This window comes from Pseudarthrobacter sp. MOO14 (genome assembly GCF_058267675.1).
Genome location: NZ_CM177849.1, coordinates 4,248,148 through 4,262,720, shown reverse-complemented (window position 1 = coordinate 4,262,720; position 14,573 = coordinate 4,248,148). Strand labels below are relative to the sequence as shown.

At 67.5% G+C, this 14,573-nt stretch carries 15 protein-coding genes, 6 tRNA genes and 1 riboswitch; of the genes, 10 read left to right on the top strand and 11 right to left on the bottom strand.

What is annotated here, in order from left to right; genetic code table 11:
* Positions 1 to 14: 14 nt before the first annotated feature.
* From ribA to AC4EEV_RS19555, 10 genes are all read right to left on the bottom strand, one after another.
* On the bottom strand, positions 15 to 749 hold the full coding sequence (gene ribA, locus AC4EEV_RS19600) for a GTP cyclohydrolase II (protein ID WP_018761148.1): 735 nt from the start codon (positions 747 to 749) through the stop codon (positions 15 to 17).
* Entirely contained in the window at positions 746 to 1,492 is a 747-nt protein-coding gene (ribB, locus tag AC4EEV_RS19595) for a 3,4-dihydroxy-2-butanone-4-phosphate synthase (protein WP_018761147.1), read from the bottom strand. The genes ribA and ribB overlap by 4 nt, the downstream gene beginning before the upstream one ends.
* Positions 1,489 to 2,151: a riboflavin synthase gene (locus AC4EEV_RS19590; protein ID WP_285318239.1), complete on the bottom strand. Its 663-nt coding sequence runs from the start codon at positions 2,149 to 2,151 to the stop codon at positions 1,489 to 1,491. The genes ribB and AC4EEV_RS19590 overlap by 4 nt, the downstream gene beginning before the upstream one ends.
* Entirely contained in the window at positions 2,151 to 3,290 is a 1,140-nt protein-coding gene (gene ribD, locus AC4EEV_RS19585; protein ID WP_285318240.1) for a bifunctional diaminohydroxyphosphoribosylaminopyrimidine deaminase/5-amino-6-(5-phosphoribosylamino)uracil reductase RibD, read from the bottom strand. The genes AC4EEV_RS19590 and ribD overlap by 1 nt, the downstream gene beginning before the upstream one ends.
* A 170-nt stretch (positions 3,291 to 3,460) precedes the next feature.
* Positions 3,461 to 3,609, bottom strand: a riboswitch (FMN riboswitch).
* 39 nt (positions 3,610 to 3,648) lie between these two features.
* Entirely contained in the window at positions 3,649 to 4,326 is a 678-nt protein-coding gene (rpe, locus tag AC4EEV_RS19580) for a ribulose-phosphate 3-epimerase (protein WP_133832268.1), read from the bottom strand.
* A 70-nt stretch (positions 4,327 to 4,396) separates the two neighbouring features.
* Positions 4,397 to 6,022 carry an RsmB/NOP family class I SAM-dependent RNA methyltransferase gene (locus AC4EEV_RS19575; protein WP_491329761.1) on the bottom strand — a complete coding sequence of 542 codons (1,626 nt, stop codon included), beginning with the start codon at positions 6,020 to 6,022 and terminating at the stop codon, positions 4,397 to 4,399.
* Positions 6,019 to 6,939 carry a methionyl-tRNA formyltransferase gene (fmt, locus tag AC4EEV_RS19570; protein ID WP_285248901.1) on the bottom strand — a complete coding sequence of 307 codons (921 nt, stop codon included), beginning with the start codon at positions 6,937 to 6,939 and terminating at the stop codon, positions 6,019 to 6,021. Before fmt ends, AC4EEV_RS19575 begins: the two co-directional genes overlap by 4 nt.
* On the bottom strand, positions 6,936 to 7,526 hold the full coding sequence (gene def, locus AC4EEV_RS19565; RefSeq protein ID WP_018761141.1) for a peptide deformylase: 591 nt from the start codon (positions 7,524 to 7,526) through the stop codon (positions 6,936 to 6,938). Before def ends, fmt begins: the two co-directional genes overlap by 4 nt.
* 77 nt (positions 7,527 to 7,603) lie before the next feature.
* Entirely contained in the window at positions 7,604 to 8,467 is an 864-nt protein-coding gene (locus AC4EEV_RS19560; protein ID WP_285248902.1) for a PD-(D/E)XK nuclease family protein, read from the bottom strand.
* A 104-nt stretch (positions 8,468 to 8,571) separates the two neighbouring features.
* Positions 8,572 to 8,643: transfer RNA gene (locus tag AC4EEV_RS19555), tRNA-Val, on the bottom strand.
* Positions 8,644 to 9,038: 395 nt separating this feature from the next.
* Here AC4EEV_RS19555 and AC4EEV_RS19550 point away from each other — a divergent pair.
* The 7 genes from AC4EEV_RS19550 (at position 9,039) to AC4EEV_RS19520 (ending at position 11,376) form a co-directional block, all read left to right on the top strand.
* Positions 9,039 to 9,111: transfer RNA gene (locus AC4EEV_RS19550), tRNA-Gly, on the top strand.
* 47 nt (positions 9,112 to 9,158) lie between these two features.
* A tRNA-Cys gene (locus AC4EEV_RS19545) sits at positions 9,159 to 9,229 on the top strand.
* 37 nt (positions 9,230 to 9,266) lie between these two features.
* Positions 9,267 to 9,338: transfer RNA gene (locus AC4EEV_RS19540), tRNA-Val, on the top strand.
* 57 nt (positions 9,339 to 9,395) lie between these two features.
* Positions 9,396 to 9,468 (top strand) — tRNA-Gly (locus AC4EEV_RS19535).
* Positions 9,469 to 9,499: 31 nt separating this feature from the next.
* Positions 9,500 to 9,571, top strand: a tRNA-Val gene (locus AC4EEV_RS19530).
* A 147-nt stretch (positions 9,572 to 9,718) separates the two neighbouring features.
* The gene (locus AC4EEV_RS19525) at positions 9,719 to 9,982 is read left to right on the top strand and encodes an antitoxin (RefSeq protein WP_026264404.1); all 264 of its coding nucleotides are present in this window, start codon (positions 9,719 to 9,721) and stop codon (positions 9,980 to 9,982) included.
* 161 nt (positions 9,983 to 10,143) lie between these two features.
* Positions 10,144 to 11,376 carry a benzoate/H(+) symporter BenE family transporter gene (locus AC4EEV_RS19520; protein ID WP_491329760.1) on the top strand — a complete coding sequence of 411 codons (1,233 nt, stop codon included), beginning with the start codon at positions 10,144 to 10,146 and terminating at the stop codon, positions 11,374 to 11,376.
* Here the strand turns inward: AC4EEV_RS19520 and zapE are convergent.
* Positions 11,373 to 12,410 carry a cell division protein ZapE gene (gene zapE, locus AC4EEV_RS19515; protein ID WP_109864014.1) on the bottom strand — a complete coding sequence of 346 codons (1,038 nt, stop codon included), beginning with the start codon at positions 12,408 to 12,410 and terminating at the stop codon, positions 11,373 to 11,375. The two genes, AC4EEV_RS19520 and zapE, sit on opposite strands and share 4 nt — an antisense overlap.
* A 215-nt stretch (positions 12,411 to 12,625) precedes the next feature.
* Between zapE and AC4EEV_RS19510 the strand changes: the two genes are divergently transcribed.
* Genes AC4EEV_RS19510 through ybaK form a run of 3 tightly spaced genes read left to right on the top strand, consistent with a single transcriptional unit; the run spans position 12,626 to position 14,567 of the window.
* Positions 12,626 to 13,549: a sulfurtransferase gene (locus AC4EEV_RS19510; protein WP_109864015.1), complete on the top strand. Its 924-nt coding sequence runs from the start codon at positions 12,626 to 12,628 to the stop codon at positions 13,547 to 13,549.
* A 30-nt stretch (positions 13,550 to 13,579) separates the two neighbouring features.
* A complete protein-coding gene (locus AC4EEV_RS19505) occupies positions 13,580 to 14,041 on the top strand; it encodes a SufE family protein (protein ID WP_043423786.1) in 462 nt (153 codons plus the stop codon).
* Between the two features lie 13 nt (positions 14,042 to 14,054).
* Positions 14,055 to 14,567, top strand: a complete 513-nt coding sequence (ybaK, locus tag AC4EEV_RS19500) for a Cys-tRNA(Pro) deacylase (protein WP_285318250.1) — start codon at positions 14,055 to 14,057, stop codon at positions 14,565 to 14,567.
* Positions 14,568 to 14,573 lie beyond the last annotated feature (6 nt).

Genomic DNA, 14,573 nt, shown 5'->3' with positions numbered 1-14,573 from the left:
GTGTGGTGTTCCGTTCAGTCTTGTTCGTGGTCGTAAGGGGATTCGGGGGCCGGTACAGGCACCGGTGCGACGCTGGTGTCCAGCAGGAGCCGGTGCTCCATCCGGTCCTTCTTGGTGCGCAGGTACCGGATGTTCTGTTCGCGGGAGGGGACCTCGGTGGGGACCATTTCCACCACCTTGACGCCGGCCTGGGCCAGCCTGTTCTGCTTGTCCGGGTTGTTGCTCAGCAGCCGGACCTCGTGCAGGCCCATTTCGGCGAGGATCTGGGCTGCGGCTTTGTAGCACCGCGCGTCAACCGGCAGGCCCAACTGCTCGTTGGCTTCCACGGTGTCGAAGCCCGCTTCCTGCAGCGCGTAGGCCTTGATCTTGTTGGCGAGGCCGATGCCCCGGCCTTCCTGCCCGCGCAGGTAGAGCAGGGTGCCGCCGTTGTCACGGATCAGTTCCAGCGCGAAGGCGAGCTGCTCGCCGCAGTCGCACCGGTAGGAACCGAAGACGTCACCGGTGAGGCACTCGGAGTGCAGCCGCACCAGTGGTGCTTTGCCGTCCGTGGGGGCGTTGGGTGAGCTCACGGCCAGGTGCTCCACACCGGTGAGGACGTCGGTCCAGGCCTGGGCCACGAAATCGCCGAAGGCGGTGGGCAGTTGCACAATAGGACCTCCGCTGACGGGGTAGGTCCCGGCACCGGGTACCGAGTGGTGGTCCCTGTGGCCGTCCTGGTGGCTGTCGTCTCTGGCTGCCGATGCCGTCATGGCTTCTCCTTCTCTTCGCCCGGCGTGACCCGGACCTTCTCGCGCTGGGTTCCCCCGGCCCCGGCTTCAAGATACGCCACCAGGTCCTCGATCGAGATCAGCGGGCACCCATGGTCGGCCGCAAAAGTCCTGAGGCCGTCCAGGCGCATCATTTCACCGTCGTCATACACTACTTCCGCGATCACCCCGACAGGCTCCAGGCCGGCAAGGCGGCACAAGTCCACCGCGGCCTCGGTGTGGCCCTGGCGTTCCCGCACACCTCCCTCAACCGCGCGAAGCGGGAAAATATGCCCCGGCCGGGTCACAGAGGCCGGAACCGCGTGCGGGTCCGCCAGGATGCGGGCCGTCAAGGCACGGTCCGTCGCGGAGATTCCCGTGCTCACGCCGGTGGCCGCGTCGCAGGAGACCGTGTAGGCGGTGCCCTTCGCGTCCTGGTTGACGGCCGTCATCGGGGGAAGCTCCAGGGCATCGGCCCGGGCGCCCGTCAGCGGCACGCAGATTACGCCCGAGCTGTAGCGGATGGTCCAGCCCATCAGCGCCGGTGTGGCGTGCTGGGCCGCGAAGATGATGTCGCCTTCGTTCTCGCGGTCCTCATTGTCGACCACCAGCACCGGCCGGCCGGCGGCCATGGCGCGCACAGCGTCCTCGATCGGGTCCAGGCCTTTGCCCGGCGCCTGGGCCACCGGCTGGCCGGTGGCCGGGTCTCCGGCGACGGGCGTGTCCAGGTGTACCGCGGCGTTCACCGTGCACCTCCAGCGGTGGCAGCCTCGCCGGCACCGGCCGCGGAGGCCGGTTCGCGGAAGGCCAGCAGCCGTTCGGTGTACTTGGCCAGCACGTCGACTTCCAGGTTCACCCGGCTGCCGGTGTGCTTGGTGCCCAGGCCGGTCTCAGCCAGCGTCGTGGGAATGAGGCCTACCTCAAACCAGGGTTCCTGCTCGGCCGCGGGGCTGACGGCAGTAACCGTGAGGGAAACGCCGTCGATGGCGATGGAGCCTTTTTCTGCAATGTAGCGGGCCAGGTTGGCGGGAACGCCGAAGCGCAGCCGCTCCCAGTTGCCTTGGGCTTCCCTTTCCAGCAGGACACCTACGCCGTCCACATGGCCTTGCACCACATGCCCGTCCAGGCGGCCGCCGGCGGGGACGCAGCGTTCCAGGTTGACGGAGTCGCCGGCAGCGAGTTCGCCGATGGTGCTCCGGAGCAGTGTTTCGCCCATGACGTCGACGCTGAACTCCTTGCCGTCAATGGCGGTGGCCGTGAGGCAGACCCCGTTGACGGCGATCGAACCGCCAAGTGCCAGGCCCTCCGTGGACCCGGGTGCGTGGAGCCGGACGGTGGCGCTGGTGTCGCCGTCGCGCTCAACGGACAGCACCTGCCCCTGCTCGGCGATAATTCCAGTGAACATCAGCGGCCTCCCTGGGCTTGCTCCGCGGTACCGCGGGTTGGTTGGTGGTCCAGTGCAACTCTGCGTTGCGGTCTTAGGTGAAGTCTCAGGTCCCGGCCGAGCGTCCGCACGGCGCCGCCGTCGGACTGGTCCCATTCCCATTGCTGGGCGTCGGCAAGGGTGGTGATGCCCAGCCCGTCCAGGGCCGGGGTGCCCGAGCCCAGCAAAGTGGGGGCGAGGTACATGATCAGTTCATCCACGAGCCCGGCCGAGAGGAATGAGCTGAGGATCCGTGATCCTCCCTCCACCATGATGTGGCGGGCGGCTGCGTCGTACAGCATGGACAGGGCCTCGGCGGGGTCGCGGGTGGGCAGGTGGACGGCCAGGCCGTCATCGCCGCGGATTGCTGCGTCGTCGGGAATGTCCCGGAGCCCCATGACGGCCCGTACGGGCTGTTTGGCGGCCAGCCCACCGGAGGGGTTTCGGGCGGTCAGGCGCGGGTTGTCCACCAGCACGGTCTGCGTGCCCACCAGGATGGCATCGATGCGTCCGCGGATCCCGTGGTTGTCCGCCAGCGATTCCGGGCTGGAGATCCACTGGCTGGTGCCGTCTTCGGCAGCGATCCTGGCGTCCAGGGTTTGTGCGATGTGCAGCGTGACGAAGGGCCGCTTGGCCGCGACGGCCTCAAACCATTGCCGGTTCAGGTCCAGCGCTTCCTCGGCGCCGAGGCCGCTGCGGACACTTACCCCGGCGGCGCGGAGGGTGGCTGCTCCCCCGGCGGCAGGGTCATGGGGGTCGTCGATGGCGTAGACCACGTCGGTGATCCCCGCGGCGATGATCGCTTCCGTGCACGGCCCGGTGCGGCCCACGTGGTTGCAGGGTTCGAGCGTGACCACCATGGTGCAGCCGGAGAGGTCCATGCCGACGGCGGCAGCCTGGGCTATGGCGTCGGCTTCGGCGTGGGCGGTGCCGGCACCGCGGTGGTGGCCGGTGACCAGGTGGCGGCCGTCGGGGCCGATGACGACGGCACCCACCAACGGATTGGCGCCGCGCGGACCGCGCAGGGCTGCCTCGAGGGCTTCCTCCATGGCCCGGATTTCATCCGTGCTGAAGGCTGTGACTACTCCGGCGGCTGGTTTCAGTTCAACTGCACCGCTCATGCGGCGGCCGTCGGGGAGTTGGTGCCTGCCGTGGAAGCAGCAGGACTTGTGGCGTTGAAGAGCCATCGCTGGGGGTTCATTCGTGTCGTTCCTTCCCTCTCGAACCGCGATGGCTCCGGGGATATACGACAGCAGAACGCTGCGGAGCCCAAAGGCCCGCAGATACAGCTGTACGTGCTTCTCTCATCCAGACTTTAACTGTCGGTACCGGAATTCCACCGGTTCAACCGTCTGCCGGGTCCCTGTGGAAAGGGCACCGGCTCGCGGGTCGCGGACTGTCACCGCCGGTTCGGACTTACACCGACCCCGGAGCACGTATGTGTGTTGTTATTGTGCCACAACCGGCAGGGCCAGCCGGTTATTCCGTCGCCGCACGTAACGTCCGGCTGGCCTTTGCACGGAGCAGCTCGATGGCTGCGGCCGGATCCTCCGCACCGTAGACCGCGGAGCCGGCGACGAAGACGTTGGCGCCGGCTTCGGCGGCGCGGGCGATGGTGTCCTCCGAAATACCGCCGTCCACCTGGATGGCGACTCCCAGTCCCGAACCGTCCACCGCTTCCCGGGCCCTGCGGATCTTGGGCAGCGTGATATCCAGGAAAGCCTGGCCGCCGAAGCCCGGCTCCACGGTCATGATCAGCAGCATGTCCAGTTCCGGCAGCATGTCCAGGTACGGTTCAACCGCCGTGGCCGGCCGCAAGGCCATCCCGGCCTTGGCGCCCCTGCTACGCAGTTCCCGCGCGAGCTTGATGGGGGCGATGGAGGCCTCGGCGTGGAAGGTGACCGAGGCGAGCCCGGCGTCGGCGAACCCGGGCGCCCAGCGGTCGGCATCGGCAATCATCAGGTGCGCATCCAGCGGAACGGGGCTGACCGCCTGGATCCGCTGCACGACCGGCAGCCCAAGGGTGAGGTTGGGGACGAAGTGGTTGTCCATCACGTCCACGTGCACGGCGTCGGCGTTGCTGATCCGCTGGAGTTCGGCCTCAAGGTTGACGAAGTCGGCGGAGAGGATGCTCGGGTTGATGCAGCATTGCGCCACGGAAGTGCCTTTCGCTGAAGGTGTGGGGGTGTTGCCGGGAGTGTCCCTGCCCTGGCAGGGACACTCCCGGTCAGGATGTCTTTTTGATGAGGGCCAGGAACATGGCGTCGGTGTGGTGGACATGGGGCCAAAGCTGGGCGGTCAACTCATGTCCGGCGCCAAGGTTGCCGGTGAGGCTGACCGCGTCCAGGGCGGCGCCGGCATCAAGGAGCTCAAGGTCGTCGCGTTTCCGGAGTGCGTCAGCCACGACGGCGGTGGTTTCGGCCGGATGCGGCGAACAGGTCACGTAGGCAACGACTCCCCCGGGACGGACCGCGGCCAGCGCGGATGCCAGCAGCTCACGCTGCAGCGGGCCGAGGTCCGCGATGTCCTTGGGTGAGCGCCGCCACCGTGACTCCGGACGGCGGCGCAGCGCTCCCAGGCCCGTGCACGGGACGTCCACGAGGACGCGGTCGAAACCGCCGGGCTGCTCCGTTCCGACATCACGGCCGTCTCCGGTGCGGACCTGCCAGCTGTCGCGCGGGACGGCGGCCAGGGCCTGGCCCACGAGCTTTGCCCGGTGCGGTGCCGGTTCGTTCGCCAGGAGCGTGGCATCACGCTGGTGGGCCAGGGCCCCCAGCAGTGCCGCCTTCCCGCCGGGCCCCGCACAAAGATCAAGCCACGCCTCCGGGGACTCGGCCGCCGTCGGCCCGCCAGCGGCATCCGCCGCTGGGCCGAGGTCGACGGCGGCAAGCGCCCTGGCCACCAATTGGGAACCGACGTCCTGCACGCGGGTGGTTCCGGCCCGGACAGAGGCCAGGCGGCCCAGGTCCCCGCCGCTGGACAGCGCGGATCCCTCCACCAGTTCACCGGGCGTGGCACCGGTTTCCAGGGCTTCCTCCAGGCTCCCGAGCCCGGGCAGCGCCACCAGGTTGACCACGGGTGCCGCATTGTCAGCTTCGAGCAGCGCGTTGATCTCGGTGGCGGGGCGGCCGTGCGCCACCAGCGATTGCCGCATGGCCCGGACAATCCACTCCGGGTGGGCGTACCGCAGCGACGCGATCTTCGTGTCGTCGGTTTCGCCCGCCACCAGAAGGTCCAGCCATTCATCAAGGGTGCGGGCCGTGACCTTGCGCAGGACTGCATTGATCAGTGCCGAAGGGCCTGCACCGATGACGGCGCGGGCCAGTCCAACCGTTTGGTCCAATGCCGCATGGGCCGGGACCCTCATGGCCAGCAGCTGGTGGACGCCGATCCGGAGGGCGTCGAGGACGGCCGGATCAAGCTGGTCAAGCGGCCTGTCCACGCACCGGGCCAGGATGGCGTCGTAGGTGCCTTGGCTGCGCAGCGCACCGTAGCTCAACTCGGTGGCGAAGCCGGCGTCCCGCTTGTCCAGGTGGTGGTGCCGGATCCGTGCGGGCAGCACCAGGTTGGCGTAGGCATCCTCCTGTGCGACGGCGCGCAAAACCTCGAAGGCCACCAGCCGTGCGGGGTCGGCGCGCCGGGTCCGCTGCGACGGCGCCTGCTCGGTGAAGCTCCGTTGCGGCCCGCGGTTGCGTTCCCGTCCCTTGGCGTTCCGCCGGCTGGCATCGCCGGAACCGCCGCTGCCTCGACCGCGGCCGCCGGAAACGCCGCTGCCGCCTTGGCCGTTCCGCCCGGCGTTCCCCCGCCCTCCGGGCCTGCCCTGGCCGCCCGGGTTTTCTCCGGAACCGCTCATTCGAACACCACGCCCTCCATAGAAGCCATCCCGCGCGCCCAGTCGGCGGCAGCCATCATTTTCTTGCCGGCGGGCTGGATCCGGGTGAGTTCCACCGCGTGCGATCCCGTTCCCACCATGACGCTCTTTCCCTGGACGGACACCGACCCCGGCGCCAGGCCAGCAACATCCGGCCGGAGCCGGACCGGCTCAAGCTTGATCCGCTGGCCATCCAGCATGGTCCAGGCTCCCGGCTCGGGGGTGACGCCGCGCGCCTGCCTGCTGATGGCAAGCGCCGGGTGGGCCCAGGTGAGTCGGCCGTCGTCCAAGGTCAGCTTCGGGGCGAGGGTGACATCGCCCGTTTGCGGCTGCGGCACCGCTTGTCCGGCGTCGATGGCGGACAGTGTCTGGGCCAGCAGGACCGCTCCGCTGCGCGACAGCCGCTCGAGCAGGTCGCCCGCGGTGTCGTTGGCGCCCACCGGCTCGGTCAGCGTCCCGAAGACGGGACCGGTATCGAGCCCCTCTTCAAGCCGGAAGGTGACGGCACCGGTGAGGTCGTCTCCGGCCATCACGGCCCGCTGCACCGGCGCTGCTCCACGCCACGCCGGCAGCAGGGAGAAGTGCAGGTTGACCCAGCCGTGGCGGGGCACGGCCAACGCGGCCGGCGGGACCAGGCCGCCGTAGGCAACGATGGCTGCCACGTCAGGCGCGGCAGCCGAGATGCGTGCGGTGGTGCCGGCGTCCACCTTGGCCGCGTGGATGATATCGATGCCCAGCTCAGCCGCGCGCCGGGCAACCGGGGAGGGCGTCAGCACGCGCTTGCGCCCCAGCGGCGCATCGGGGCGGGTCAGGACTGCGACGACCTCAAAGCCGGCGTTGACCAGGGCATCGAGCGAGGGAACGGCGACTGCCGGAGTACCGGCAAAGAGGACCCTCATTCGGCGTTGCCAAAGCTGCCGGGGGCACCAAAACTTGTGCCGCCGAAGCTGGACCCGACGCTCTTGGCGCGCTTGGCCGTGGTGCGTTCGGCGACGGCGTCGTAATTGGCATTGCGGATGGAGCGCAGCGCTGCCTTCCGGTCTTCACCCTCCAGCCGGTCGGTGTAGAGGATGCCGTCCAAGTGGTCGTTTTCATGCTGGAAGCACCGCGCCAGCAGACCCTCGCCGTCGACCGTCACCGGATTGCCGTGCATGTCGACGCCGGTGACCCGGGTGGTGCGGAAACGGCGGACCGGGAAGCCGAGGCCGGGGATGGACAGGCAACCCTCCACCTGGTCCGGTTGGTAGTCCTCGCTGTTCTCCAACACCGGGTTGATGATGTGGCCCTCCACGCCGTCAATGCGGTAGGTGAAGACACGCTTGCTGACGCCGACCTGCGGCGCGGCAAGGCCGGCGCCTTCCACATCCTCCATGGTCTCGGTCATGTCGGCGACCAGTTTGGCAAGCTCGGGTCCGAATTCCGTCACGGGATCGGCCACGGTGCGGAGCACGGGATCCCCGATGATGCGGATATTCAGGATAGCCATGCGCAGTTATTCCTCACGGTTGGCGGCAAAGGGAACCTGTCCAGTTTAGGTGCAGTCCCCCGCCGCTCGGCTCGGTCCTAGGCGGTACGGGCGGCCTGTGCCAGCGGCGGCGGCGCGATGGGCAGCAGCGCCGTGCCGGCGCTGAGGGTGTCCGCGGACAGTTCCCACACCCGGCGCAAGGCGCAGAACTTCCACCAGTGGTGCTTGAGGACTTCGGGATTGGCACGGACCGGACGCACCTCGGTTACACCGATGGCGACAGCCAGCAGGACCGGGTTGTCGCCGTATTTCCAGGGCTCCCAGGTTCCGGCCTCCGCATCCACCAGGCTTTCCTCCGCCTTCATGCCGGCAACCAGCTGCATGACCACCTTGTCATCGAGCGGTTTGACCAGTCCGTCGCGGGTGGTGCCCTTGGTTTTGTAGTCGATCAGGCAGACTCGTCCGTTGATCCGGGCCACCAGGTCAAGGGTGCCTGCATAGCCCACCGTATTGTTCCAGACCGTGATCTCGGGGGCGATGGGCTCCACCCGGAAGAGCTCCCACCACTCGTCAAAGCGGACGGCGAAGGCTTCTTCCCCGTTCGCGGCCAGGGCCTCGCGGGCTTCCTTCATGGTGTGCGGGCGACCCAGCGCGCGGAGCGCCACCTGCTCGCAGTAGTTGTGGACCCGGTCCCCCCGCCTGGCGGCGTCGTCCCGGTAGGTCTCGGCTGCCTTCGCCGCGCGGTTGACGGCCTGCTTGATTTTCGCCGGACTCCCCAGGCAGTCCGCGAGCAGGGGGTCGTTCGCCAGGCTGCTGGCACCCATGTATCCGAACCAGCCGTCCAGGCCGTGCGGCTGCTGGCTGATGACGGTGGTGATGGACGGCACGGAAAACTGTTCAGACGTGGACCGTGCGTACATCCGGCCGTATTCAGTAGCGTGGGCAAGAAGCGGATCAGTCATACAAAAGACTCTTTCACAGGGGGCCGACAAAATCTCCGGACGCTGGATCCGAACGCAAAAAAGGTCCGTCTCCGCTGCGTATGAGCGGAAACGGACCTTTGCGGTGGGCGATACTGGGTTCGAACCAGTGACCTCTTCGGTGTGAACGAAGCGCGCTACCACTGCGCCAATCGCCCCGATGCATTTGAATGCTAGCCGACCTTCCGGACATTTCAAAAATCGGCTTCCCGAGGCAGGACGCATGCCCGGGGGTCGGGGGCTGGGCACTGCTTCCGTCACCCTCGAGAGAGGCCCGGGTCGAGGTGGACGGTGGGCCCGCGGAACCTATGCGCGGCAAACGCACCATGGTGGAGGCACCAGGGTGAGCCCCCGCGGCCGCTTCCGCCGGATCCCGGCCACGGTCGAATTACACGCTTGTAAGTCACAAAATCCGCGTCATGACGCCGAAGAGGAGCCGCATGACCATTGCCGGCCGGAGGCAATTTGGAGAATCCCGGAACCTCCTATATTGTTTTTACTCGTTGGAACGCGAGGAAATGCCGGAAACGGCAGGGAATCAAGCCTCCAAAATGCGGACGTAGCTCAGCTGGTAGAGCACCACCTTGCCAAGGTGGATGTCGCGAGTTCGAATCTCGTCGTCCGCTCGCAGGACACTGTCACAGCAAATATTCTTCGGAATTGACGCTAACACGGTGGGTTGGCCGAGAGGCGAGGCAGCGGCCTGCAAAGCCGTATACACGGGTTCGAATCCCGTACCCACCTCGGTGAAAACCATGGTTTCCGGGTTACCGGAGGCAATGGGCGATTGGCGCAGCGGTAGCGCGCTTCCCTGACACGGAAGAGGTCACTGGTTCGATCCCAGTATCGCCCACTCGGCAAGGAAACTTGCCGGCAGTACCACCGGAATATCCGGGACAAGCTGCAAAATGCGGACGTAGCTCAGCTGGTAGAGCACCACCTTGCCAAGGTGGATGTCGCGAGTTCGAATCTCGTCGTCCGCTCTCTTTTATCCCATACCGGTCTTCCGGTTCCGGGCGATTGGCGCAGCGGTAGCGCGCTTCCCTGACACGGAAGAGGTCACTGGTTCGATCCCAGTATCGCCCACACTTATGCAGCAGCTCTCCGGAGCTGCTTTTTTGTTGCCCGGGGATACGCTGCGGGCGAACGGGATTTCCTTGGCATGCCTTCCCGCCGCGGCTAGGATCGATTGCGCGAGGAGCGACCTGGCTCCGCGATCGAAGGGAGGTGCTCGTGGGTTTACTTGACGATCTAAAGGGCAAGGCTCAGGGTCTGATCCAAGGCAACGAGCAGGCCATCAAGGACGGCATCACCAAGGCCGGCGATTTCGTCGACACCAAGACCGGCGGCAAGTACGCGGGCCACGTCGACAAAATCCAGGATGGCGCTTCGAAGCTCGTTGACAAGAACGGAACTCCCGGCCAGGCACCTGCCGCCGGGCAGGTTCCGCCGGTTGCTCCTGAAACCCCGGTTCCGCCGGTTGACAGGACGCCCTAGAGGATTTGGCCAGGGGCCCGTGCCCCGGCACGTCAAGGAGGTGCAGGTCCCGCCGGGAGGCGGCACCTGCACCTTTGTCGTTTAACGGCAGGCCCTCGCTGCGACCAACCAGCGGAGCACCCAATTGCCGGTTCGCCAAGCCGCGCCGGTAACCTGCCGGTATGCCAAAGTCCGCAGCATCTCCCACAACAGCCTGCGGTGGGCGGTCCCGGATGGACTCCCGGCCCGTGGTCGCCGGAATCGTCACCGCGCTGGTGGGCTTTACGTCGTCCTTTGCTGTGGTCCTCGCCGGCCTGAGGGCGGTGGGTGCCGATCCTGCCCAGGCTGCCTCCGGTCTGCTGGCGGTCACGCTCGCCGTCGGGCTTGGTGTGCTGCTGCTTGCCTGGCGCTCCAAAGTTCCGGTGACGCTGGCATGGTCAACGCCGGGCGCCGCTTTGCTGGCAGCTTCGGGAATGCCCGACGGCGGCTGGCCGGCCGCCGTCGGGGCCTTCCTCGTGGCGGGGGTACTGCTGGCGCTGACCGGCCTGGTGCCCGCGCTCGGCAGGCTGCTGACAGCCATCCCGCCCACGCTTGCGCAGGCGATGCTGGCAGGTGTCCTGCTTCAGTTGTGCCTGGCGCCCTTCAAGGCCTTGGGCACGGTTCCATGGTTCGTAGCCCCCGTGATCCTGTGCTGGCTGGTGATGATGAGGTTCGCTCCACGGTGGGCCGTGCCGGCCGCGCTGCTGGTCGCCCTGCTGGTGATCGGGATCCATGTCGCGGCCGGCGGGACTGCCCTCAGCGCCGCGACCCTCATCCCCACCCTGGTGTGGACCACACCCGCCTTCACCCTGCAGGCGTTGATGGGCATCGCGGTCCCGTTGTTCGTGGTGACCATGGCATCCCAGAACGTCCCCGGGGTGGCAGTCCTGCGGTCGTTCGGATATGAAACCCCGTGGCGGCCGGCCATGCTGGTGACGGGTGCGGGGACCGTCCTGGGGGCACCGTTCGGCGGCCATGCCATCAACCTTGCAGCGCTCAGCGCGGCTCTTGCCGCCGGCGAGGAGGCAGGCGCGGACCGGAGCAGGCGGTGGATCGCCGGTTTCGTGTCGGGCCCCGCGTACCTGCTGTTGGCAGCGTTTTCCGCTGCCCTCGTGGCCGTGGTGGGTGCGGCACCGGCGGGGATGCTGGAAGCAGTGGCCGGGCTCGCGCTGCTGGGGACCCTCGCCTCGGCGGTGTCGGCCGCGCTGGCGGACCCGGAAGACAGGATAGCTCCTGCGGTCACGTTCCTGATGGCGGCGTCCGGCCTGGCCTTCGCCGGAATCGGGTCCGCGTTCTGGGCGCTCCTCGCCGGCCTGGCGGTGCGGGCGCTGCTGGTTCCACGACGGCGCGCCGCCCCGGAGAGGGCCGGGAACTAGGAGGGTTCGTGGTTCTGGCCTTCACGGGCCAGCGCGGTGAGGCGGGAAACAGCGCGGAAGTACTTCTTCATGTATCCGCCGGTCATCATTTCCTCGGTGAACAGCTTGTCGAACGGGACACCGCTGGCCAGGATGGGAACGTCCTTGTCGTAGAGCCGGTCCGCCAGGACGACGAACCGCAGCGCCACGGCCTGCTCGCTGATGGTTTCCACGTTCCGCCACACCACGCCGTCGATGCCGTCGATAAGTTGCCGGTAGCGGCTGGGATGCACGCCCGCCAGGTGGTGGATCAGGGTGGCGAACTCGTCCTGCGCCACGGTCTTGCCGTCGAACTCCGCTTTCATGTGCGTGTTCAGTTCGCTGTTCTTCAGCGGTGCCGGGGCAGCGGGAAGGCCGCGGTGCCGGAAGTCCTCACCGTCGATGCGGATGACCTCGAACTGGTCCGCAAGCACCTGGATCTCGCGCTGGAAGTCGACCGCCGCGAAACGGCCGTCGCCCAGGGAACCGGGGAGGGTGTTGGACGTGGCAGCGAGCTTGACGCCGGCGTCGGCCAGTTCCCGCATGAGCCGGGACATCAGGACGGTGTCGCCGGGATCGTCAAGTTCGAATTCGTCGATGCAGACCAGCTTGTAGCTGCTCAGCGCTTCCACGGTCCTACGGAACGACAGGGCGCCCACCAGGTTGGTGTACTCCACGAAGGTACCGAAGGCCTTGGGACCGGGCGCAGCGTGCCAGAGCGATGCGAGCAGGTGGGTCTTGCCCACGCCGAATCCGCCGTCGAGGTAGATGCCTGCCCTGGATTCGTCCTTCTTGCCGAACAGCTTCTTGAACAGCCCGCCCCCATTGCCCGCTCCCACGCCGCCGGCAAATTCCTCAAGGGCGCGCACTGCTGCGGCCTGGCTTGGCTGCTTGGGGTCCGGGCGGTAGCTCGAAAAGGAAACCTCCCCGAACCGCGGCGATGGGTAGAAGCCTTTGAGGAGCTCGTCCACCGAAACTGCCGGCGTACGGGCGGCAAGCTGTTCGATCTGTACCAAGGTGGTCCGTTCTGCTCGTGGTTGGTCCCCAGAAAGGATACCGGCAACCGGGACCGCACCCGGGGTTGGCGGTATCTCCGGCACGCCCGCGTGACCAAGCCAACATTTCGCCCTGTTAACGGAATACGGACAACGCCGGGGGCGCTGGCTAGGGTGGGAACAGGTTCCAATGCCGGTCCCACGGTTTTCCGTGCCCTTAGTGAAAGGCCAACGCCATGCCCTACCCGGTTGAACAGAATGAGAAGTTCGCAGCCTACGCCCACCCCGAACGGCTTGTATCCACGGAGTGGCTGGCCGCCGCCATCGAAGGCGGCGCGGTAGCCAACGGCGAGCTCATCGTGGTCGAATCCGACGAGGACGTGCTCCTGTACGAAACCGGGCATATCCCCGGTGCCGTGAAGATCGACTGGCACACGGACCTGAACGACGACGTCTCCCGCGACTACGTCAACGGCGCAGCTTTTGCCGAGCTCGCGGCGTCGAAGGGGATTTCCCGGGACAGCACCGTGGTGATCTACGGCGACAAGTCCAACTGGTGGGCCGCGTACGCCCTGTGGGTGTTCACGCTGTTCGGCCACCAGGACGTCCGGCTGCTCGACGGCGGCCGGGACAAGTGGATTGCCGAAGGCCGCGAACTGACCAGGGACAAGCCCTCCCCCGCACCCGGCAGCTACCCGGTGGTTGAGCGCGAGGATGCGCCCATTCGCGCGTTCAAGGACGACGTCCTGGCGCACTTGGGCAAGCCCCTGATCGATGTCCGCTCCCCCGAGGAATACACCGGCCAGCGCACGCACATGCCGGCCTACCCGGAGGAGGGCGCCCTGCGCGGCGGCCACATCCCCACTGCCGCATCCATCCCATGGGCCCGTGCGGCCGCCGAGGACGGGACGTTCCGCAGCCGCGAGGAACTCGAAGCCATCTACCTTGGCGAGGCCGGACTGACGGAGGGCGACGACGTGGTGGCGTACTGCCGGATCGGCGAGCGGTCCAGCCACACCTGGTTCGCCCTGAAGTACCTCCTGGGCTTCGAGACCGTCCGCAACTACGACGGTTCCTGGACGGAATGGGGCAACGCCGTCCGCGTGCCGATCGTCAAGGGCGCCGAGCGCGGTTCCGTTCCGGTCGGCGTCGGGGCCTGACGCCCGGCGTGCCCGCGTAGACTTGGAACGATGAGTACTCAAGCGTTGCCCACCGCCCTGGCGGCGATCGTGGACGATTTCCAGGCCCTGTCCGAACCCGAGCGGCTCCAGCTGTTGCTGGAGTTCTCGGAGGGGTTGCCGGAACTGCCCGACCGCCTCAAGGACCACCCTGAACTCCTTGAGCAGGTGGTGGAGTGCCAGTCACCGCTGTTCCTCACCATCGAGACGGAGAAGAACGACGACGGCCCGGCCGGCGTGGTGCACCTCTACTTCAAGGCCCCGGCCGAGGCTCCCACCACGCGGGGTTTCGCCGGTGTGCTGCACGAGGGCCTGGATGGCTTGTCCGCCGGGGAAATCCTGTCCGTCCCCGATGACATGCCGGAACTGCTGGGCCTCACCCGGGCCATTACCCCGCTCCGCATGCGGGGCATGACGGCCATGCTGGGCCGGATCAAGCGCAAGGTGGCCGCCGCTTCACGCGTCCACAGCTGAGAGCGTCCACCCGATGGCGCGCAAGAATGCTTTCCAGGGAACCCCGGCCACGGCGGCATTGACCGCGGCCGGGGTTCCTTTCGTGCTGCACCCGTACATCCATGACCCGGGCGCCGGCAGCTACGGCGCAGAGGCAGCCGCCGCCCTGGGAATCGATCCGTCCAAGGTTTTCAAGACCCTGATGGTGGACGTGGAGGGGAGGCTTGCTGTCGGCATCGTGCCGGTCAGCGGCACCCTTGACCTCAAGGCAATGGCCGCGGCGCTCGGGGCAAAGAAAGCGTCCATGGCTGATCCCGCTGCCGCCCAGCGGCGCACCGGCTATGTCGTGGGCGGCATCTCGCCCCTCGGCCAGCGCCTGCCCTCCCCCACGGTCCTGGATTCCTCCGCGTTGCGGCTGGAGACCCTGCTGGTCTCCGGGGGCAGGCGCGGACTGGACATCGAACTGGCGCCAGCGGACCTGATCCGGCTCACGGACGCTGTTTCGGCGCCCATTGGTTCGCCGGCTGCGGGCAGCTCCCGTCCATAGCAGTGC